Annotated in this window: 1 protein-coding gene; it reads left to right on the top strand. The window is 75.3% G+C overall.

Annotation, left to right across the window (positions count from 1 at the left end):
• Positions 1-74: 74 nt before the first annotated feature.
• On the top strand, positions 75-300 hold a 226-nt coding region (locus ACLWS4_RS38440; protein ID WP_416876635.1), incomplete at its 3' end, for a hypothetical protein.

Here is a 300-nt window from a genome sequence, read left to right as displayed (position 1 = left end):
ACCAGGCAACCGGAACCACCCGTCGGCTACCCGGACCCGGCGGCCGACGACCATGCGGAAGGGCCCACCCGTCCATGCCGGCCACGCCCGGTGGACCGAGCTCCAGGCTCGTCCACCCGTTCGCGGACGAGCCGCTGTCGCCCCGGCGCCAGCGCGCCGCCATGGCCGGGTTGCTGGCCCTGCTGGCCGTCATCACGACCGCCGAGTTCCTGACGCCCCCTCCGCTCAGGGTCATCCTGCTGGCCGGCCTCGTCCCGGTGCTCGGCAGCCTGCTGCTCTCCGTCCGCCGCACGGCCGTCC

This window comes from Kitasatospora sp. SC0581, from assembly GCF_048159585.1.
In the GTDB taxonomy this organism is placed as follows: domain Bacteria; phylum Actinomycetota; class Actinomycetes; order Streptomycetales; family Streptomycetaceae; genus Kitasatospora.
Note: the sequence above shows the minus strand (reverse complement) of the source record. Positions and strands in the feature narration are given on the sequence as shown.